This window comes from Mesorhizobium sp. WSM4820, assembly GCF_055811075.1.
On record NZ_JBVVQN010000005.1, the window covers coordinates 244,660 to 264,200 of the forward strand.

Consider the following 19,541-nt stretch of genomic DNA (forward strand, 5'->3'; position numbering starts at 1 on the left):
ATCGGCACAGCTTCGAAGAATTGCTTGCCTATGCGCGCTGCCTCGAACAGTGTGCTTCAGAGGCGTCAAGGCCGATCGCGCCGGCCTGACGCGCAACCGGCCTGACGGCAGTTGAGCCCAGCGGACGATGCCGGTTGGCGGCTTCGTCAGGGCGTCACAGCGACGGACAGAAAAATTGCGGATCAAAACCATTAAGGCCTACCATGTCGTGCAGCCCTTTTTGGACGGGCCCTACCGCATGTCCAAGGGGCGTGTCGCCGACGCGTTCGACGCGGTGATCGTCGCCATCACCTCCGACAGCGGGCTGACCGGCTGGGGCGAGATGGCGCCGCTCGGCAATTTCTACTCGCCGGCATTCGCGGCCGGCACTCGCGCCGGCGTCATCGAAATTGCGCCGCATCTGCTCGGCCACGATCCTAGCGCCTTGGCCAGTATCGGCAGGCTGATGGACACGGTGTTCAAGGGCCATCCCTACATCAAATCGGCGCTCGACATGGCCTGCTCGGATCTCGCGGCACGCGCCGCCGACATACCGCTGGTGACGCTGCTCGGCGGGCGCGAGAGCGAGACGGCGGAACTCTACAAGGTCGTCACCCATGGCACCGTCGACGCGATGGCCGCACTGGCCAAGCGCATCGTCAGGGACGGGTTTCACCGGCTGCAGGTCAAGGTCGGCGGCAACGTCCATGACGACATCGAGCGCGTCACCGCGGTCGCCGCTTCAGTGCCGAGGGGCACCGTCATCTTCTGCGACGCCAATGCCGGCTGGACGCCCTATCAGGCGCGCCAGTTCGCTGACGCGACGCGCGCCATCGACTACACGTTCGAGCAGCCCTGCACCACGATCGACGAATGCATGTCGGTGCGCCGCTCGCTCGACAAGCCGATGGTGCTCGACGAATCCGTCGCCTCGCTGGACGACATGCTCGACATCCACCGCAAGGGGGCGGCCGACGGGCTGACGCTGAAGATCTCGCGGCTCGGCGGCGTGACCAGGACGCGCCAGATCCGCGACCTTGCCGTCGACCTGGGCTTCATGATCACCGTCGAGGACACCGGCGGCGCCGAGATCGACACATCAGCCATGGCGCATCTGTCGCTGTCGACGCCGGAGGAGCGCCGGCTGCACGCCATTGCCTTCCACGAATGGGTGACGGTGCGCACCGCATCGAACAAGCCGCCGGTTTCGGGCAGCCGCATGGGCATTCCGGACGGGCCGGGCCTCGGCATCGACGTTGTTCCCGACCTGCTTGGCGCGCCCTTCTTCGAGGTCGGCAGCTGACTGATATACTGGCATGCGCCAGCATTCCGGCTGGCGCTCTCTGTTGCGCGGCTTCGTCGCTGGCGATAGGCGCAGCGGCAGCTGAGCGGTCGTGAAACAGTTTTTTCGTCGCACTCGCTTGCTTGCGAGAAGGAATGTCACGGTCGTCGCCGCCTGCATCCCAAGAGATCACCGCCTTCTGCGCCCTCGCTGACCGCGCTGCCAAGCCGCAAGCCAAGGCTTGCACAAATTAAATCACAGAATGTTTGCGGGGACGGCTGCCGAATTGCCGGTTGAAATATTTTTCATTTGGAAATAGGAATGTTCAAAATGATGACTTCGACGCTGCGGCGCGTCAGGAACTGGAGGAAGCGACATGGCCCATCCGCAATTTGCAGCGGAACTTTTGCAGCGCGCTGAACAGCAGGGACCGATCACCATCGGGCTTGCCGGCGCCGGGCAGATGGGCACCGACATCGTCGTCCAGGTCGCGCTGATGCCGGGCATGCGGATCGGCGCCATTTCCGAGGTCAGGCCGCAGGCGGCGATCGATGCGGCGCTGCTCGCCGGCCACGACCGCTCGGATATCGTGCAGGCCGGCAATGCGGCGGCGATCGACCGCGCCATCGAGGCCGGCAAGATCGCGGTGACCGAAGATTTGCATGCGTTGGCTGCGGCCGGCCGCATCGACGTCATCATCGACGCGACAGGAAATCCCAACATCGGCACGCTGTTCGCGCTTGAAGTGATGAAGAACGGCAAGCATATCGTCATGCTCAACGTCGAGGCCGACATCACCATCGGCCGCTTCCTCAAGGAGGAGGCGCGCAAGGCCGGCGTCGTCTATACCGGTGCGGCCGGCGACGAGCCGGCCTGCACGCTGGAGATCATCGGCTTTGCCAGGAGCCTCGGCTTCAACATCATCGCCGCCGGCAAGGGCAAGAACAATCCGCTGAAGATCGACGCCATGCCGGCCGACTACGAGAAGGAGGCGGCCGAGCGCAACATGAATGCGCGCATGCTGGTCGAGTTCGTCGACGGCTCGAAGACGGCGATCGAGATGGTGGCGATCGCCAACGCCACCGGCCTGGTGCCCGACGTGCCGGGCATGCACGGCCCGACCGCGACGCTGGAGGAACTCGCCGGCGTGCTTTGCCCGCGCGAGGATGGCGGCGTGCTGCACCGCAAGGGCGTCGTCGACTATTCGATCGGCAAGGGCGTGGCGCCCGGCGTGTTCTGCATCATCGAGACCAGGCATCCGCGCGTGCTGGAGCGCATGATCGACCTCAAGGTCGGCAAGGGCCCGTATTTCACGATCTTCCGCCCCTATCATTTGACCAGCCTGGAAGTGCCGCTGTCGGCGGCGCGCGCCGTGGTCTACAAGCGCGCCGACATGGAGCCGCTCGACCATCCGGTCGCCGAGGCGGTGGCGGTCGCCAAGAGCGAGCTTGCCCCTGGCCAGTTGCTCGGCATGATCGGCGAGAACGACTATCGCGGCTTCGCCATGACCTGGGAGGACGCGCGCGCCCGCGGCGCCCTGCCGCTCGGCCTCGCCGAACGCGCCAAGGTGGTCAAGCCGGTCAAGACAGGCGATTTCCTCACCTATGAAAATTGTGTACCCGACGATTCGATGGTGATAACCCAGATCCGCCGTCGTCTCGACCAGTCGGACGGACGGTTCGTTACGAACGCCGCCTGATCCGCTGGATTCCCGCCTGATGGACGATGTCGTAATCGGGATCGACGCCTCGACCACGGCCGTGAAAGCGATTGCCTTCACGCGCGACGGCAAGGAGCTGTTCCAGGCGCGCGAAGCCTATCCGCTTTCAAATCCCAGGCCCGGCCATTTCGAGCAGGATGCCGAACATTGGTGGACCGCGCTGCTCGGCGCCTTGAAGCAGGTCGCTGAGGCGGTTGGCGCTGCCCGGGTGGCGGCGATCGCTATCGCCCACCAGCGCGAGACATTTGCGCTGATCGATCATGCCGGCAAGCCGCCCATTCCGGCGATCCTGTGGCTGGACGAGCGGGCGCGCCCGCAAGTCATCAGGCTTTCGGCGGAGCTCGGCCGCGAGACGATCCGCGACTGGAGCGGCAAGCCGCCGGACCCGACGCCGGCGCTCTATGCGATCGCCTGGCTTGCCGAGCACCAGCCGCAAGCGCTTGATGACGCGGCCGCACTCGTCGACGTGCACGGCTTCTTCGTCCACCGGCTGACCGGAAGTCTGGTCACCAGCACGGCAAGTGCGGATCCGCTCGGGCTGCTCGACGTCAAGAATGGCACTTGGCGTCCTGAACTCGTCGCGGCCGCAGGACTGCGCCCGGACCAGTTGCCGCGACTGGTCGCGCCCGGCGCGATCTGTGGCGGGCTTGGCGAAAGCGTGGCCCGGCTGATCGGGTTGAAGGCTGGCACGCCTGTTGTCGCCGGCGCCGGCGACGGCCAGGCGATGGGCCTTGGCATGGGCGTCTATGGCGAAGGCAAAAACTATCTTTCGCTCGGCTCGGGCATCGTCAGCGGCTGTTACTCCCATGGGATCACGACGTCGGACGCGTTTCGAACGCTGGTCTCGCCGACCGGCTCGGGCTTCATGCTGGAGACCGTGCTGCGCTCGGGCATGCAACTGGTCGACTGGATCGTTCGCACCACCGGCTCGCCGTCGGCTGCAGCCCTGGAGAATGCAGCGGTCGACGTTGCCGCCGGCAGCGAGGGCCTGCTCGTCTTGCCGTATTGGGCCGGTGTCATGAGCCCCTATTGGGACGGCGCGGCGCGCGGCGCCATTGTCGGCCTGTCGCTCGACCATGAGCCGAAGCACCTTTTTCGAGCGGTTCTGGAAGGCATCGCCTTCGAGCAGGCCATAGCCAGCGAGGCAATGGAAACTCAAGCAGCGGAAACCCAAGCGGCGAAAACGCAGGCCGGCGGCAAACCGGCGGCGATGATCGCCGCCGGCGGCGGCACCAACTGCGCCCTGCTGATGCGGATCATGGCAAGCGTGCTCGAGCGGCCGCTCTCCGTCTCGCCGGTCAACGAAGCCGCAGCGCTCGGCGCCGCCATGTTGGCGGCTTCCGCTATCGGATGGTTTGCCTCGTCTGAAACGGCGGCTGAGGCGATGGCCGCGCCGCCGACCAGGCATGTCGACCCCGTCGACGGCCTGGTCTCCAGTTACCGTGCGCGCAAGGCAATCTACCGCGACCTCTACCAGGCGACGCGCGAGACCCATGTGCGGCTCGGTGAAGTCGGGCAGGTTTAGCGGTTGAGCAGGCCCTTGGCGGCGTCCTCGTCGGTGATCAGAACCGATATCCTGGTGTTGGCAAGCGCCGCCCGCATGATGGCGATTTTTTCCTGCCCTCCCGAGACCAGGATGATGGCCGGGATGTCCGACAGGTCCTGCAGCGGATAGGCGCAGACCCGGCGGTTGACCTCATGGTCGACGAGATGGCCGTCGGCGTCGATGAAATGGCATAAAATATCGCCAACTGCGCCGGCCGCCTGAAGCTCTTCGAGTTCGCTGGGCTTGATGAAGCCGTAATTGGCGATCGGGCTGTCAGTGGAAAACGATCCGACGCTGAGCACGGCGATGTTTGCCCGGCGCGCGCGGAAGACGACGTCCTGAACGCTGCGCTGGCTCATGAAGGCTTCGCGCTGCTCCGGCCTGTCGGCATAGACCGGCACCGGCAGCAGAAAGCACTCGGCGCCGATCTTTTCGGCGAATTCCCAGGCGCTTTCGGTCGGGTTGAGCGGCTGGGCATGGGTGAGGCCGCCCAGCATGGAAACCACCGTCGTCCTGGCGATCGGCCGCCGCGGCAATTCATTGATGGCGAACTTCAGCGTGCGCCCCCAGCCCAGTGCGATGACATCGCCGGCATTCACATTGTCGGCCAGATAGGCGCCCGCGGCATGGCCGATCATCAGCGGCGCGTTGCTTCGGTCGGCGGCCGACGGCACCACAACGGCCTGGCTGAGCCCAAAACGCTGTTTTAGAGCCTCTTCCAGCACCAGGCATTCGACGACGCTGTCACGGATGCGGAACTGGACGACGCCCTCCTCACGCGCGGCGGACAGGATGCGATGCACCTTGATGCGGCCGATGCCGAGGATCTCCGAAATCCTCTCCTGCGTCAGACCCTCGACATAATAGTGCCACGCGGCACGCGCCTTCAGCTCGGCATCCGGGAAGCGCGAGGCCTTGTCATTGTCTGTCATCGCCATCTTTTTGCCCTCCCGCGGTCGTCTGAATCCTTAAATGCCATTCAAATGGCGTTATCCGACCAAACGACGCGAAATCGTGCTGTGCCCAGGATTCGAGATTCAGGACATCGACAGGATATCTCTACAACGTGAATGAAAGCCAAAATGGTCAACATTTACTTCGTCTTGGCCGTCCTGCCCTGCTCAAGCAGCCGACATGAATTCGCAGGATGCGACCGGACCTGAGAACGCGGCATTTCATGCCCTTTCGTAAGGCAAACCGGCTGGCGGCGCAAACCGGCGTGGAATGATGCGGCGGGCCTTGACAATTTTCCGACGAACAGTTTAGCTGAACAAAATTGCATATCAAAGATAAATTGTTCACAGGGAGGTGCCTGGTGAACAAGAGTGAGCCGACGACGCATCGCCGGATCGCTGATGGAGGAGACAAAATGGCTGTGAGCAACGGTGCAAGCGAGTTGAAGGCCGGCGCAAATGCACAGGCCGCGGCGGGCGCGAAGCTTTCGGCCCTGTTCGCCGGAACCATGGGACCGCTAATCGGGCTGGTGCTGCTGTGCCTTGCGCTGTCGCTGACCACCGACACGTTTCTGACTGTCCGCAACATCCTCAACGTGCTCGACCAGGTCACGGTGCTCGGCATCATGGCGATCGGCATGACGCTGGTCATCCTGATCGGTGGCATCGACCTGTCCGTCGGTTCCGTGCTGGCGCTCGCCGCCATGGTGATGGGCTTCGTCGCCCATCCCGACCACCTCAATCTCGGCATGCCTGCCGGCATCGTCACAGCGCTTGTCGTTGCTGGGCTTTGCGGGTTGGTTTCAGGCCTGCTCGTGACCGTCACCAAGCTGCCACCCTTCATCGCCACGCTGGCGATGATGTCGGTGGCGCGCGGTCTTGCCAACATGATCACCGACGGCTCGCAGATCATCGGCTTCCCCGACTGGTTCACCAGCCTGTCGATCATCCGCCATTTCGGCTTCCTGTCGGTCACCGTCGGCTTGATGATCGTTCTGGCCATCATCTTCGCGATCTTCCTCAACTATCGCGCGACCGGTCGCAGCCTCTACGCGATCGGCGGCAGCGCCGAGGTCGCCAGGCTGTCCGGCATACCGGTCAAGTCGCTGACCAACTGGGTCTATGCTGTCTGCGGCGTTCTGGCCGGGCTCGCCGGCATCGTGCTTGCGGCACGGCTTGATTCCGTCCAGCCGAGTTCCGGCTTCGGCTACGAGCTGGATACGATCGCGGCGGTGGTGATCGGCGGCGCCAGCCTGTCGGGCGGCGTCGGCTCGATCGGCGGCACCGCCATCGGCGTGCTCATCATCGGCGTGCTGCGCAACGGGCTGAACCTGCTTGGTGTGTCGCCCTTCATCCAGCAGGTGGTGATCGGCGTGGTGATCGCGCTGGCGGTGGCCACGGATACATGGCGGCGCAGAGCCCAATGAAGACTGGCGCGCAATGAAGAGTGGGGCGCATTAAAGAATTCACCCGGATGTCCGGGCGAACACGGATCGGTGATCCGAAACTGGAGTTGTTCGGCCAAGGGCGCCGTGATGCGCCGGCGGGACAGATTTGAACATCAACGGAGGAAACACATGCTGACCAAACGTTCATTGCTGCTTGCTGCCGCGGCCGTCGTTCCGCTGCTCGGACTGTCCGATATGGCCTCGGCCAAGGAGGCCAAGAAGCTTGGTCTTGCCGTCGCCAATTTGCAGGCCGATTTCTTCAACCAGATCAAGCAGTCCGTCGAGGCTTATGGCAAGGAAAAAGGCATCGAGATCGTCACCGTCGACGCCAAGGGCGATTCGGCGACCCAGGTCAGCCAGGTGCAGGACCTGATCACGCAAAACATCGATGCGCTGATCTACATCCCGGCCGGCGCCACCGCCGCCACCGTGCCGACCAAGACGGCCAAGGCTGCCGGCATCCCGGTCATCAATGTCGACCGCAACGCCGAGGGCGCACCCGGCGACACCTTCATCGCCACCAACAGCGTGGCATCGGCCAAGGCGGTTTGCGACTACATCGCCAAGCAGGCCGGCGGCAAGGGTGAGCTGATCATCATCCATGGCCAGAAAGGCACGACGCCCGAGGTCGACCGGTCGAAGGGCTGCGGCGAAGCGCTGAGCGCCTATCCCGACATCAAGGTGGTCGGCGAGCTATGGAGCGAAGGCTGGCACCAGGACGAGGGCTTCAAGCTGACGCAGGACCTGCTGCAGTCGCATCCCGACGTATCGATCGTCATCGGCCAGGCCGATGCGCTGGCGCTCGGTGCGGCGCAGGCGGTCAAGGTCGCCAATCCCGGCCACAAGGTCTGGATCGCCGGTTTCGACGGCGACGTGGCGGCGCTCAAGGCTCTGAAGGGCGGCGTTTTCGACGTGACCGCGACGCAGCAGACACAAGGCATGGGCCGGCTTTCGGTCGATGCGGCGATCAAGCTGGTGGCCGGCGAAACCGTTCCCGCAGAACAGCTGCAGGATGCGACGCTGACCACTAAGGACAACGTCGACCAGTTCATCGCCAAGCATCCTTAATATCAGGCATCCCTGATCCCAAAAGAGTCCGGCAGTTGACGAGCGGAACGATGTCCCTGGATCCCAGCCATACGCAGACCCCGCATCTGGGGCTCTTTGTCAGCGGCCTCTGCAAGAGCTACGGACCGGTGCAGGTCCTGGCCGATGCGAGCTTCGAGGTGCGGCCGGGAGAGGTCGTGGCGCTGCTTGGAGAAAATGGCGCCGGCAAGTCCACCGTTTCGAACATCATCGCCGGGTCGACCAAACCCGATGCCGGCAGCATCGCATGGCGGGGGAAGCCGTATTCCCCCGCCTCTCCCGCCGCGGCCATCGACGCCGGCGTCGGCATGATCCATCAGGAACTGAAGCTGCTGCCGGATCTGTCGGTCGCCGAGAACGTCTATGTCGGGCGCCTGCTGATGCGCGGCGGCCGCATCGACCGCGCGGCCATGAATACGCGGGCATCGGCCCAACTGAAGCGGCTCGGCCTCGATGTCTCGCCGGAACGCAAGGTGGGCACGCTGCGCATCGCCGCCCAGCAGCAAGTCGAGATCGCCAAGGCGCTGACGCTCAATGCCGAGCTTCTGATCTTCGACGAACCGACAGCGGCACTTGGCAGCGAGGAAACGGAGCTGTTGTTCAAGCAGATCCGCAAGCTCAAGGCGGAAGGCATGTCCTTCATCTATATCAGCCACCGGCTGGACGAGGTCGCTGAGATCGCCGACCGCGTCGTGGTGATGCGCGACGGGCGCATTGTCGCCCGCCACGAGCGCGCCGACGTTCCGGTGCGCACGATCGTCGAGCAGATGGTCGGCCGCAGCGTCGAGCGGATGTTCCCGCCGCTGTCGAAGCCGGGCAGCGAGGCGTTGCTCGAGGTCGAGAACCTGTCCTCGCCGGAACGCAGTTTTCAGAATGTCAGCTTTTCGGTAAGGGCCGGCGAAATCCTTGGCATCGCCGGGCTGATCGGCGCAGGCCGCACCGAGCTGGTGCGGGCGATTGCCGGCGCCGATCCGATTTCCTCGGGGTCGGTGCGTATCGCCGGCAAACCGGTGCACCTCACTGGCCCGGCGGCGGCGATCAAGGCCGGCGTCGTGCTGGTGCCGGAAGACCGCAAGGCGCAAGGCGTGGTGCTCGACCAGACCATCGGCGAGAATCTGGCGATCGGCAATTTCGACCATGTCGCGCCGAATGGCTGGGTGTTTCCCAAGGCGGTGCAGAAATTCGCCGAGGCCGGCATCGGCCGGCTCGGCGTCAAGGGCCGGCCTAACCAGGCGATCAGCAAGCTTTCCGGCGGCAACCAGCAGAAGGTGATCATCGCCAAATGGATCTCACGGCCGCCCAAGGTGTTCATCCTGGACGAGCCGACACGCGGCATCGACGTCGGCGCCCGCGCCGCGATCTACGATGTCATCGCCGAACTCGCCCGCTCCGGCATGGCGGTGGTGGTGGTGAGCTCCGACCTCGAGGAAGTGCTCGGCCTGTCGCATCGCGTGCTGGTGCTGAGCCGTGGCCGCCAGCGTGGCATTCTCGACCGCAGCGAAGCAAGCAACGTCGCCGTCATGGAGCTCGCCACAAGCTGAGGGCGGCATAAAGGATCGGAATAGAGCGCAGCAGGTGGTATCCTCCCAGGCACCGGACCGCGCGGGGCGCCAGTCAGGACTGGCGCCCCTTCCTCCCCAGGGCAGCGCCGGCGGCTCAACAGGAAAACATTTCGATGAAACTATTCGATCTTCATGGCGACGTTGCTCTCGTCACCGGCGCCGGCAGCGGCATCGGGCAAGCAATCGCCATCGGTCTGGCCGAGGCCGGCGCCGATATCGCCTGTTTCGGCCATGCCTCGAAGGGCGGGCTGGACGAGACCGCGCACAGGATCTCGGCGCTCGGCCGCAAGGCACTGGTGCTGACCGGCACAGTGACCTCAGAGGCCGATTTGGCAGCGGCGATCGAACGCACGGAGAAGGAACTCGGCGCGCTGACCATCGCCGTCAACAATGCCGGCGTCGCCGGGGCCGAGCCGGCCGAGACGCTGTCGCTGGAGAAATGGCAGAAGCTCTACGACGTCAATGTCAGCGGCGTGTTCCTGTCCTGCCAGGCCGAAGCGCGCTTAATGCTGACGCGGCGCAAGGGCTCGATCATCAACATCGCCTCGATGTCGGGCTCGATCGTCAATCGCGGCCTGACCCAGGCGCACTATAATTCGTCGAAGGCCGCCGTCATCCACATGTCCAGGAGTCTCGCCATGGAATGGGCCGATCGCGGCCTGCGCGTCAACGTCGTCAGCCCCGGCTACACGCTGACGCCGATGAACAAGCGGCCGGAGGTCGCCGACCAGGTCAGGATCTTCGAGCGCGACACGCCGATGGGGCGCATGGCGGCGCCGGAAGAGATGGTCGGCCCGACCGTGTTCCTGGCCAGCCGCGCCTCGAGTTTCGTAACCGGCATCGACCTGATCGTCGATGGCGGCTTCGTCTGCTGGTAGGAGAGAACATGCAGAACCGGTTCGAGGGAAAGACGGCGGTCATCACCGGCGCCAGCGGCGGCATTGGCGCGGCCATGGCCAGGCGCTTCGCGGCTGAGGGTGCTGCTGTCGTCGTCAGCGCCATCGACCCGCGCGTCGACGAGGTCGCCGCCGGACTGAAGGCGGAGGGCGCCAAGGTCGCATCGCTGCGTATGGACGTGACCAGGAAGGACGAGGTCGCCGCCCTCTACGATCTGGCCGAACAGCAGTTCGGCCGCGTCGACATCTCCGTGCAGAATGCCGGCGTCATCACCATCGCCAGGATCGAGGCGATGACCGAGGCCGAATGGGACAAGGTGATGGCGGTCAACACCAAGGGCGTGTTCCTGTGCTGCCAGGAGGCGATCGCGCGCATCCGCAAGCATGGCGACGGCGGCCGGCTGATCAACACCGCTTCCGGCCAGGCGCGCCAGGGTTTTATCTACACGCCGCACTATGCCGCCTCGAAATTCGGCGTCGTCGGCATCACCCAGAGCCTCGCCAAGGAAGTGGCCAAGGAGAAGATCACCGTCAACGCGATCTGTCCCGGCATCATCGATACCGACATGTGGGCCTACAACGACGCGGCATGGGGCAGACTGATGGGCGACTACAAGCCGGGTGAGTTGATGGCCGAATGGGTGAAGAACATCCCGATGGGCCGCGCCGGCAGCGGCGAGGATGTTTCGGGCCTGGTCAGCTTCCTGGCCAGCAACGACGCCGCCTACATCACCGGCCAGACGATCAATGTCGATGGCGGCCTGATCATGTCGTGAGGCGCCACCGCTTCTTGCCTTCTCCCCTTGTGGGAGAAGGTGGATCGGCGCGCAGCGCCGAGACGGATGAGGGGTGTTGGCCGACCCTCGCGGAGCCTGTTCTCGGGCTTGCCGGAGGCAAGACCCGTGGGCGAGGCCACCTTCTCCCACAAGGGGAGAAGGAAGAGGCGCATTAGCCGTTGCGCGACATGAATGTTGGTATATATAATTTCATCTCATGAAAATGGCTTCGGCGACTGCCGAGAGCCGACAGCATGGGACCTTGATGGCTCGCAAGCTTGAGGGCGCCGCAAGAGCGGCGATCGATCTGCGGATCACTGCTTCGGCAGCACGGCAGCCATGACGCGGTCGCACGACCTCTTCATCGAATTGGGCATCATTCCCGTCTGCGCCTACTTCAGCGCCGACAGCAATTTGCTGCCAATGGACTTGCGCAACGACCAGCTTTTCCAACACAATCAAAAAGACGCAAGAAGGGAACGAACGATAACTTCCACCAGAGCTTGACAGGAGCACAGGCATGTCACTTCGGAGTTTGATTTCGAGATTATCAATGGGAGCCTTAACACTTGCCGCGGCAAGTGCACTGACGCCTTCGGCCCAAGCGGCGGCGCCAGAATCGAACGACCCTATCAAGATCGCGCTGTTCGACTGGACCAGCGTCAATCTGAACGCAAAGATCCTCGGCGGCATTCTTGAAAAGCTGGGATACACGGTCGAGTATCCGACCGCCGATTATCTCTCCAGCCTGACCACCGGCCTTACCAATGGCGATCTCGCCGTCGCCATGGAATTCTGGGACACGACGGCCGGCGAAGCCATGAAGGCCTCGGATGCGACCGGGCAGACCGAACGCCTCGGCCCGCTCGGGCCCAAGGCCAAGGAAGAATGGTGGTATCCCGAATACATGAAGGAAAAATGCCCGGGCCTGCCGAACTGGGAGGCGCTGAAGGACCCGAAATGCGCCGAGGCCTTCTCGACCGCCGAAACGGCGCCGAACGGCCGCTATCTCGGCGGCCCGGTGACATGGGAAGGTTTTGACGACGAGCGTGCCGCGGCGCTGAACCTGCCCTTCACCGTCATCCATGCCGGCACCGACGCGGCGATGTTCGCCGAGCTGGATTCGGCCTATCAGCGCAAGGCGCCGATCATGCTGTGGGTCTATTCGCCGCATTGGGCGCCGGCCAAGTACAAGGGCGAATGGGTCGAATTCCCCGACTATACGCCGGAATGCTACACCGATCCGAAATGGGGTGTGAACCCCGAGGCAAAGTATGACTGCGGCAAGCCGCATGGCGAGATCTGGAAATATTCCTGGGCCGGCATGAAGGACAAATGGCCGGTCGCCTACAAGGTCGCGAAGAACTACACGATCGACACCGACGAGCTCAACAAGATGAGCGGCCAGATCGATCTCGAAGGCAAGACGCCGGAAGACGTCGCCGCCGCCTGGATCGCCGCCCACGAAGCCGACTGGAAAGCCTGGGCCGAGTGATCGTTCCAACTGGAAACTGCGAGACCCGGCTGTTGATCAGCCGGGTATCTACTCCGTTCCAGGAGAAGGTTCGCGCATATGAGGCCCCCTCATCCGGCCCTTCGGGCCACCTTCTCCCCACGGGAGAAGAGGTCGCTAGAGCCGGCATTTGCCTCTTCTCCCCAGCGGGGAGAAGGTGGCCGCGAAGCGGCCGGATGAGGGGTCTTTGCCGAAGCGATTTCCTTGGATTCCAGAAGGACGACTGCATGGCCGATACGACTGAACAGGTGCCGCAAACGGCAGGCACGCCGAAGGATGCCCGACCGATAAAACTTGCCTGCCGCAACGTCTGGAAGCTGTTCGGCGCGAACGCGGCCAATTTCATCCGCCAGCGCGACGGCAAGGCCAGCATGGCGGAGGTCGCCGCGGCCGGGCTGGTCGGCGCGGTGCGCGCCGTCGACCTCGAAATCCGCCAGGGCGAGATCTTCATCATCATGGGGCTTTCGGGGTCGGGCAAGTCGACGCTGGTGCGCTGCATGTCGCGGCTGGTCGAGCCGACGCATGGCAAGGTCGAGTTCGAGGGCAAGGATCTCCTGAAAATCTCCGATGCCGCGCTGATCGAGCTGCGGCGCCACCGCATGGGCATGGTGTTCCAGAATTTCGCCCTGCTGCCGCATCTGAATGTGCTGGAGAACATCGCCTTTCCACTGGGCATCCAAGGGCAGGACCGGCCGACGCGCGAGAAGCGCGCGCGCGAAGTGATCGAGCTTGTCGGCCTGCGCGGCCGCGAGCATTTCTATCCGCGTGAGCTTTCCGGCGGCCAGCAGCAGCGTGTCGGCATCGCCCGCAGCCTCGCCACCAAGCCGGAAATCTGGTTTCTCGACGAGCCGTTCTCGGCGCTCGATCCGCTGATCCGCCGCGAGATGCAAGACGAATTGATGCGGCTGCAGACCATGCTGCACAAGACCATCGTCTTCATCACCCATGATTTCGACGAGGCCATCCGGCTGGCCGACCGCATCGCCATCATGAAGGACGGCGAGGTCATCCAGATCGGCACCCCGGAACAGCTGGTGGTCAACCCGGCGACCGACTATGTCGCCGAGTTCACCCGCGACGTCGACCGCGCCAAGGTGATCTCGGCGCGAAGCCTGATGCGCGCCTGCGCCGGCGCCGAGCATGGCGGCGTGGTCGCGCCGGATGCCAAGATATCGAGTTTTTCGGCTGATATCGTCTCGGCCGGCAAGCCGTTCGCCGTCGTCAATGGCACCGGCAAGCCGATCGGCGAAGTCACGCCGCAAGCCGTGATCGATCTTCTGGCCGGCATCGAGCGTTCCGAGGCCAATGCATGACGGTGACGGCAAGCGCCAGCGAGGCGAGATCGCGGCCGGTTCAGCTCTGGCTGGTGGTCTGGGCCTGCGCCCTTGCCGCCGTGCTTGCCGTGTTCCTGCTGCAGGACAGGCTGCCCTGGGCGGTCAACTATCCGGCCGGCGCAATCATTCCGGTCGCCGACTGGGTCAGCGCGCTGATGAGTTGGGTGAAGTCGAACTTCTCCTGGCTGACGCGCTCGATCACCGCGGCGCTCGGCGTGCCGCTCGATTTTGCGCTCGGTCTGCTCGCCAAGAATTTCAAGATCGGCCATGGCGCCGACATGCTCGTCCTGCCGCGCCTGTCCTGGGTCGGTGTCTGCATCGCCGCATTCCTGGCCGGACGTGCCGCCGGTGGCTGGAAGCTCGGCGCGCTGGTCGGCGGCTGTTTCCTCTACATCGCGCTGTTCGGCCAGTGGACCAGCGCCATGCTGACGCTCGGGCTGATCTCCATCGCCGTGCCGTTCTGCATCGTCACCGGTTTGTTCGTCGGCATCTGGGCGTGGCGCCAGCCATGGGCGGAGAGGCTGCTGATCTCCCCTGCCCTCGATCTGATGCAGACCATCCCGACCTTCGCCTATCTGATTCCGATGCTTCTTCTGTTCGGCAACAGTTCGGTTTCGGCGATGATCGCGACGGCCATTTTCGCGACGCCGCCGATGGTGCGCGCGACGATGCTGGGGCTGTCGCGGGTGCCGTCCGAGATCGACGATTTCAGCGAGATGGCCGGCTGCACGGCGCGCCAGAAACTGTGGCGCGTGCTGCTGCCTTCGGCGCGTCCGACATTGATGGTCGGCGTCAACCAGGTCATCATGCTGGCGCTCAATATGGTGATCATCGCTTCGATGATCGGCGCCGGCGGCCTCGGCTACGACGTGCTGTTGGCGCTCAGGGCGCTAAAAGTCGGCGAGGCGATGGAAGCCGGCCTTGCCATAGTGGCGCTGGCAATCGCGCTCGACCGGCTGAGCCAGGCGATCGCGCGCAATCACGCGAAGGGCCATGTCTATCAGGAGGTCAGCCCGAGCTTCTGGCGGCGCTACCCCAATCTGACGCTGGCCGTCGCCATCCTTGCCGTCACGACACTGCTTGGTCTGTTCGTGCCGGCCTTCGCCGCGGTGCCAAAGGCGATCACCTTCACCACCGCGCCGATGTGGAAGACAGCGGTGAGCTGGATCACGATCAACTTCTTCGACACGATCGAAGCCTTCCGCGTGGCGCTGATCCTCAATATGCTGAACCCGGTGCGCGCCTTCTGCGAGGGTTTTCCGTGGCTGGGCGCGGTGTTCCTGCTCGGCCTTGCCGGCTACCAGCTCGGCGGCCTGCGCCTCGCTGCCCTGGTCGCGGCGCTGACCGTCTTCTGCGCGGTGACCGGCCTCTGGGAAAAGACCATGGCGACGGTCTACCTCTGCGGCATCTCGGCCTTCATCGCCTGCCTGATCGGCATTCCGATCGGGTTGATGGCATCGCGCAGCGACCGTGTCGAGAAGATCGTCACCCCTGTTATCGACACGCTGCAGGTGCTGCCGTCGTTCTGCTTCATCATCCCGGTGGTGATGCTGTTCAGAGTGGGCGACGTGACGGCGATGATCGCGACCGTCGCCTTTGCCGTAGTGCCGGCCATCCGCTACACCAATCACGGCCTCAGGCAGGTGCCGACGGCGCTGATCGAGGCGGCAAAGGTGTCGGGCTGCACCAAGCGCCAGACGTTCCTGCGGGTGCAACTGCCGCTGGCGTTGCCTGAGATCATGCTCGGCGTCAACCAGACCATCCTGATGGCGCTGGCGATGATCATCATCTGCGCCATGGTCGGCACCCGCGATCTCGGCCAGGAGGTGTTCATCGCGCTGTCCAAGGCCGATTCAGGCCGCGGCATCGTCGCGGGCCTCGCCATCGCCTTCATCGGCATCGTCGCCGACCGGCTGTTCAACGCCTGGACGGCCAAGGCACGGGCAAGGCTGGGATAGCCGTGAAATAGTGGATCGCGCGTCCTACCTTCGTCTTGCCCAAAATGCGTCCCAAGCTGGCTTCATGCTGAAGCGCCCCACCGTGATTCTCGCCTTTCTCCTCATCCTTTCCGTCGCTGCTCACGCTGCCGACGGCCTGGAGCAGCGGCTTGGAAAGCTGCTTGACGAGGCCGAGCACCTGGCGCCGCTGCGCACGGTTGCCATCGCGCATCAGGGTGCGGTGGTGGCTGAGCGCGGTTTTCGCGGCCACTCCCCGGCACGTCCGGCCAACATAAAATCCGCCTCCAAGTCGATCATCTCGGCGCTCGTCGGCATCGCCATCGACAAGGGCGTGCTGCAAGGCACTGACCAGAAGATCGCTCCGCTTCTTCAGGCCAACCTGCCAGCCGACGCGGATCCGCGTCTCCAGCAGGTTACGATCGGTCATCTGCTTTCCATGCAGGCGGGGCTCGGTCGGACCTCAGGCCCAAACTACGGGCGCTGGGTGGCAAGCGACAACTGGGTGCGGGCAGCGCTCGCCATGCCTTTCGACGACGAACCGGGCGGTACCATGCTCTATTCCACCGGCTCGACGCATCTGCTTTCGGCGATCCTGACGCGGCGGACCGGCCGCTCGACGCTGGAACTGGCGCGCGAATGGCTGGGGCCGCAGCAGGGCTTTTCCATCGCCGCCTGGGACCGCGACCCACAGGGCATCTATCTCGGCGGCAACCAGATGGCGATGAGCCCGCGCTCGCTGCTGGCCTTTGGCGAGCTCTACCGCAGCGGCGGGAAGAGCCGCAGCGGACGGCAGCTCGTGCCGGCCGATTGGATCAAGCTCTCCTGGCAGCCACGCACCGCCTCGCGTTTCACCGGTGACGGTTATGGCTATGGTTGGTTCATCCGTCAGATCGCGGGCGAAACGGTCTTCTACGGCTGGGGCTATGGCGGGCAGATGGTCTATGTCGTGCCCGGGCGCGCGTTGACCGTGGTCATGACTTCAGATGAAAACGGCCCCGCCGGCCGCAGCGGCCACCGCGACGATCTCCATGCCCTGCTCGGCCGGATCATCGAGGCGACGAAAGAGGTGCGCGAGGCGCGCAGCTAGTGCATGCGCGCAAAAGTGAGTGGCGAGGAATCCGCTACTCCGCCGCGACGCCTTTCACCTCGAGATAGGATTCCATCGAATCGTCCATCGCCTGCAGCCAGGGCGTATGGTGCAGCGGCGCCATCGTGCCGGTCATCAGCGAGCGGTAGGCGTGGTCGCGGAAACCCATGATGTTCTCCACCTTGTGGTGCTCCCATTCCATGAAGGTCTGATTGACAGCCTCGACGTCGAAGCCCGGGTAATCGGTCTGCTCCATCAGCTCCCTGGTGTAGTCGCCCTGGAACCAGATCATCTGCTCGGCGTCTTCCAGCGTTTCCTCACGCGCCCGCCATTTCGCGCCATGTTCGGCCATCGCCTCGGCCGAGGGCAGTTTTATCCGACCTATGATGACGTCACGGGCGAACCAGGCCTGCGCGTCGAACATGTTGAAGGTGTAGAACTGGTCCTGCATGCCGATATAGGACAGCTGCGGGTTCTTCTCCCAGACGACGCCCTCAAAAAGCCCGTCCGGCCACATCCGGTTGGCGGTCTTGAGCTTCAGATCTTCGGTCAGGAACGGGAAGGAGTGGAGGTAGCCGGTACACAGGATGATGGCGTCGACGTCCCTGGTACTGCCGTCCTTGAAATGCGCGGTCTTGCCGACGACCTTCTGCAGCAGCGGCACTTCCTGCCAGTTGTCAGGCCATTTGAAACCCATCGGCTTCGAGCGGTAGCTGGAGGTGATCGATCTGGCGCCGTATTTGTAGCATTGCGAGCCGATGTCCTCGGCCGAATAGGAGCGGCCGATGATCAGGATGTCTTTATCCTTGAATTCCATGGCGTCGCGGAAATCATGGCTGTGCAGGATGCGGCCGTTGAAGGTCGAAAAACCCTCGAAATAGGGAACGTTGGGCACGGAAAAATGCCCCGAGGCGACGACGACGTTGTCGAACTCCTCCGAATAGGTGACGTCGTTGCTGCGGTCATGCGCGGTGACGGTGAACTTTTTCGTCGCGTCGGAGAACGTCACCATGCGCACCGGGCTGTTGAAGCGCACCCATTGGCGCACCTCGGATTTTTCGACGCGGCCCTTGATGTAGTCCCACAGCACGGCGCGCGGTGGGTAGGAGCCGATCGGCCGGCCAAAGTGCTCCTCGAACGTGTAGTCGGCGAATTCGAGGCATTCCTTCGGCCCGTTCGACCAGAGGTAGCGGTACATCGAGCCGTGCACCGGGTCGCCATGCTCGTCGAGGCCGGTGCGCCAGGTGTAGTTCCACAGGCCGCCCCAGTCGGACTGCTTTTCGAAGCAGACGATTTCCGGAATATCCGCGCCGTTGTCGGCTGCCGACTTGAAGGCTCGAAGCTGGGCCATGCCGGACGGTCCGGCTCCGATGACGGCAACACGACTTTTCATTGCGAGCCTCCCGGTCTCATTTCCCTAACGAAACAAATTTCACTGACAGGACAGTAATTGCCCCTTCGATGCTGTCAACAGGCCTTCTGCCGAAACGACGGTTCACCCGATTGGATTTTCGGCAAAAGCGCTGATGGCGGAAACTCCGAGAGAGCGTGCCATTCGAGTTAAAGTGGCTTGCTGTCACTGTTGCGCTCTGTATCCGCAGCGAATACGTTCACCCCGAGTGAAATAAATTTTGCAGACGGGGTGGCGACATGGCGAAGAAGGCTTCCAGTTTCAGGAATGGGGCAGCCGCCGCCAAGGCCAAGCCATCGCCGAAAAGCGTGGCAACGATCCGGACGCCGCTGACCCAGGACCCGCACGCCGTTCGCGACACCCGCGAAAAGGTCCTCGAGGTCGCGATCGGCCGCGAGGTGCGCGCGTTTCGCAAGAAACTCGGCATCACCGTTGCCGATCTTGCCGCAGCCACCGACATTTCGCTTGGCATGCTGTCGAAGATCGAAAACGGCATCACCTCGCCGTCGCTGACCACCTTGCAGGCGCTGTCGCGGGCGCTCGGCGTTCCGGTCACCGCCTTCTTCCGCCGTTTCGAGGAAGAGCGCAGCGCCGTCTTCGTCAGGGCCGGCGAAGGCCTCGACGTCGAGCGCCGCGGCACGCGCGCCGGCCACCAGTACAATCTGCTCGGCCATATCGGCTCCAACACCAGCGGCGTCGTCGTCGAACCCTATCTGATCACGCTGACCGAGGATTCTGATGTGTTTCCGACTTTTCAGCACGAGGGCATGGAGTTCCTCTACATGCTCGAAGGCGAGGTGGTTTACCGGCACGGCAGCAATCTCTATCCGATGAAACCCGGCGACAGCCTGTTCTTCGACGCCGACGCGCCGCACGGGCCGGAGGTGCTGACCGTCCTGCCGATGCGCTATCTCTCGATCATCTGCTATCCGCAGGCCAGCGCCGGTTGAGCGGGACGCAAGCAGCCCCCCTCACCCGGATTGCCAACCG

General features: G+C 63.9%; 15 protein-coding genes. 13 read left to right on the top strand and 2 right to left on the bottom strand.

Features of this window, described 5'->3' with window-relative positions; genetic code table 11:
• Positions 1-175 precede the first annotated feature (175 nt).
• The 3 genes from AC0L2R_RS11055 to AC0L2R_RS11065 all read left to right on the top strand — a co-directional run bounded on the left by AC0L2R_RS11055 (position 176) and on the right by AC0L2R_RS11065 (position 4,506).
• The gene (locus AC0L2R_RS11055) at positions 176-1,282 is read left to right on the top strand and encodes a mandelate racemase/muconate lactonizing enzyme family protein (protein ID WP_473508817.1); all 1,107 of its coding nucleotides are present in this window, start codon (positions 176-178) and stop codon (positions 1,280-1,282) included.
• Between the two features lie 355 nt (positions 1,283-1,637).
• Positions 1,638-2,960, top strand: coding sequence for an NAD(P)H-dependent oxidoreductase (locus AC0L2R_RS11060; protein ID WP_473508818.1), 1,323 nt, complete (start codon positions 1,638-1,640; stop codon positions 2,958-2,960).
• Positions 2,961-2,979: 19 nt separating this feature from the next.
• The gene (locus AC0L2R_RS11065; protein WP_473508820.1) at positions 2,980-4,506 is read left to right on the top strand and encodes a xylulokinase; all 1,527 of its coding nucleotides are present in this window, start codon (positions 2,980-2,982) and stop codon (positions 4,504-4,506) included.
• Here the strand turns inward: AC0L2R_RS11065 and AC0L2R_RS11070 are convergent.
• A complete protein-coding gene (locus tag AC0L2R_RS11070) occupies positions 4,503-5,465 on the bottom strand; it encodes a sugar-binding transcriptional regulator (protein ID WP_473508822.1) in 963 nt (320 codons plus the stop codon). The genes AC0L2R_RS11065 and AC0L2R_RS11070 overlap by 4 nt on opposite strands.
• 431 nt (positions 5,466-5,896) lie before the next feature.
• Here AC0L2R_RS11070 and AC0L2R_RS11075 point away from each other — a divergent pair, with 431 nt between their 5' ends.
• The 9 genes from AC0L2R_RS11075 (at position 5,897) to AC0L2R_RS11115 (ending at position 17,140) form a co-directional block, all read left to right on the top strand.
• A complete protein-coding gene (locus AC0L2R_RS11075; protein ID WP_473508823.1) occupies positions 5,897-6,907 on the top strand; it encodes an ABC transporter permease in 1,011 nt (336 codons plus the stop codon).
• 150 nt (positions 6,908-7,057) lie between these two features.
• The gene (locus tag AC0L2R_RS11080) at positions 7,058-7,996 is read left to right on the top strand and encodes a substrate-binding domain-containing protein (protein WP_473508824.1); all 939 of its coding nucleotides are present in this window, start codon (positions 7,058-7,060) and stop codon (positions 7,994-7,996) included.
• A gap of 50 nt (positions 7,997-8,046) precedes the next feature.
• Positions 8,047-9,555, top strand: coding sequence for a sugar ABC transporter ATP-binding protein (locus AC0L2R_RS11085; RefSeq protein WP_473508826.1), 1,509 nt, complete (start codon positions 8,047-8,049; stop codon positions 9,553-9,555).
• A gap of 134 nt (positions 9,556-9,689) precedes the next feature.
• Positions 9,690-10,454 carry an SDR family oxidoreductase gene (locus AC0L2R_RS11090; RefSeq protein WP_441338722.1) on the top strand — a complete coding sequence of 255 codons (765 nt, stop codon included), beginning with the start codon at positions 9,690-9,692 and terminating at the stop codon, positions 10,452-10,454.
• 8 nt (positions 10,455-10,462) lie between these two features.
• Positions 10,463-11,248 (top strand): SDR family oxidoreductase, encoded by a 786-nt coding sequence (locus AC0L2R_RS11095; protein ID WP_473508827.1) that lies wholly within the window; start codon positions 10,463-10,465, stop codon positions 11,246-11,248.
• 520 nt (positions 11,249-11,768) lie between these two features.
• Positions 11,769-12,743 carry an ABC transporter substrate-binding protein gene (locus AC0L2R_RS11100; protein ID WP_473508829.1) on the top strand — a complete coding sequence of 325 codons (975 nt, stop codon included), beginning with the start codon at positions 11,769-11,771 and terminating at the stop codon, positions 12,741-12,743.
• Positions 12,744-12,988: 245 nt separating this feature from the next.
• Positions 12,989-14,074, top strand: a complete 1,086-nt coding sequence (locus tag AC0L2R_RS11105; protein ID WP_473508831.1) for a quaternary amine ABC transporter ATP-binding protein — start codon at positions 12,989-12,991, stop codon at positions 14,072-14,074.
• Complete coding sequence (locus AC0L2R_RS11110; RefSeq protein ID WP_473508833.1) at positions 14,071-16,053, top strand: ABC transporter permease; 1,983 nt, start codon at positions 14,071-14,073, stop codon at positions 16,051-16,053. The genes AC0L2R_RS11105 and AC0L2R_RS11110 overlap by 4 nt, the downstream gene beginning before the upstream one ends.
• A gap of 64 nt (positions 16,054-16,117) precedes the next feature.
• The gene (locus AC0L2R_RS11115; protein WP_473508834.1) at positions 16,118-17,140 is read left to right on the top strand and encodes a serine hydrolase domain-containing protein; all 1,023 of its coding nucleotides are present in this window, start codon (positions 16,118-16,120) and stop codon (positions 17,138-17,140) included.
• A gap of 34 nt (positions 17,141-17,174) precedes the next feature.
• Here AC0L2R_RS11115 and AC0L2R_RS11120 read toward each other — a convergent pair whose 3' ends face one another.
• The gene (locus AC0L2R_RS11120) at positions 17,175-18,533 is read right to left on the bottom strand and encodes an NAD(P)-binding domain-containing protein (protein ID WP_473508835.1); all 1,359 of its coding nucleotides are present in this window, start codon (positions 18,531-18,533) and stop codon (positions 17,175-17,177) included.
• Between the two features lie 257 nt (positions 18,534-18,790).
• On the opposite strand from AC0L2R_RS11120, the gene AC0L2R_RS11125 reads away from it, so the two are divergent.
• Positions 18,791-19,501, top strand: coding sequence for a helix-turn-helix domain-containing protein (locus AC0L2R_RS11125; protein WP_473508837.1), 711 nt, complete (start codon positions 18,791-18,793; stop codon positions 19,499-19,501).
• Positions 19,502-19,541: the final 40 nt, after the last annotated feature.

Excerpts from the sequence above, each read along its gene's own strand:
- AC0L2R_RS11125 (WP_473508837.1), top strand. The coding sequence starts at position 18,791 with ATGGCGAAGAAGGCTTCCAGTTTCAGGAATGGGGCAGCCGCCGCCAAG.
- AC0L2R_RS11120 (WP_473508835.1), bottom strand. The coding sequence starts at position 18,533 with ATGAAAAGTCGTGTTGCCGTCATCGGAGCCGGACCGTCCGGCATGGCC.
- AC0L2R_RS11070 (WP_473508822.1), bottom strand. The coding sequence starts at position 5,465 with ATGGCGATGACAGACAATGACAAGGCCTCGCGCTTCCCGGATGCCGAG.
- AC0L2R_RS11090 (WP_441338722.1), top strand. The coding sequence starts at position 9,690 with ATGAAACTATTCGATCTTCATGGCGACGTTGCTCTCGTCACCGGCGCC.
- AC0L2R_RS11105 (WP_473508831.1), top strand. The coding sequence starts at position 12,989 with ATGGCCGATACGACTGAACAGGTGCCGCAAACGGCAGGCACGCCGAAG.
- AC0L2R_RS11080 (WP_473508824.1), top strand. The coding sequence starts at position 7,058 with ATGCTGACCAAACGTTCATTGCTGCTTGCTGCCGCGGCCGTCGTTCCG.
- AC0L2R_RS11060 (WP_473508818.1), top strand. The coding sequence starts at position 1,638 with ATGGCCCATCCGCAATTTGCAGCGGAACTTTTGCAGCGCGCTGAACAG.
- AC0L2R_RS11115 (WP_473508834.1), top strand. The coding sequence starts at position 16,118 with ATGCTGAAGCGCCCCACCGTGATTCTCGCCTTTCTCCTCATCCTTTCC.
- AC0L2R_RS11085 (WP_473508826.1), top strand. The coding sequence starts at position 8,047 with ATGTCCCTGGATCCCAGCCATACGCAGACCCCGCATCTGGGGCTCTTT.
- AC0L2R_RS11110 (WP_473508833.1), top strand. The coding sequence starts at position 14,071 with ATGACGGTGACGGCAAGCGCCAGCGAGGCGAGATCGCGGCCGGTTCAG.
- AC0L2R_RS11075 (WP_473508823.1), top strand. The coding sequence starts at position 5,897 with ATGGCTGTGAGCAACGGTGCAAGCGAGTTGAAGGCCGGCGCAAATGCA.
- AC0L2R_RS11095 (WP_473508827.1), top strand. The coding sequence starts at position 10,463 with ATGCAGAACCGGTTCGAGGGAAAGACGGCGGTCATCACCGGCGCCAGC.
- AC0L2R_RS11065 (WP_473508820.1), top strand. The coding sequence starts at position 2,980 with ATGGACGATGTCGTAATCGGGATCGACGCCTCGACCACGGCCGTGAAA.
- AC0L2R_RS11100 (WP_473508829.1), top strand. The coding sequence starts at position 11,769 with ATGTCACTTCGGAGTTTGATTTCGAGATTATCAATGGGAGCCTTAACA.